Annotated in this window: 1 tRNA gene; it reads left to right on the forward strand. The window is 49.4% G+C overall.

What is annotated here, in order from left to right:
- The first annotated feature begins 337 nt into the window (after window positions 1–337).
- Window positions 338–411, forward strand: a tRNA-Asp gene (locus tag ASU02_RS25430).
- Window positions 412–413: the final 2 nt, after the last annotated feature.

The following is a 413-nucleotide window of genomic DNA, read 5'->3' on the forward strand; positions in this document are numbered from 1 at the left end:
AAAATTAAATGAGTTTCATATTTATTCGGAGGAATACCCAAGTCCGGCTGAAGGGATCGGTCTTGAAAACCGACAGGCGGGTCAAACCGCGCAGGGGTTCGAANTTTAATATTATTATCGCGGAGTGGAGCACGATCGAAAACACTTCGAAGGAATTACTTCAGCGCACCGATTGAGCAGCTGCTTGAATGATCTTCCCGAAATCGGGGCGGTTATTTTAACTGTGAGATAATAGCATAATCAAAAGTTTATAATATTACTATCGCGGGGTGGAGCAGTTCGGTAGCTCGTCGGGCTCATAACCCGAAGGTCGCAGGTTCAAATCCTGTCCCCNTCTGGTCCGGTAGTTCAGTTGGTTAGAATGCCTGCCTGTCACGCAGGAGGTCGCGGGTTCGAGTCCCGTCCGGACCGCC

The sequence above is a fragment of the Cytobacillus praedii genome (genome assembly GCF_001439605.1).
Lineage (GTDB): Bacteria > Bacillota > Bacilli > Bacillales > Cytobacillaceae > Cytobacillus > Cytobacillus praedii.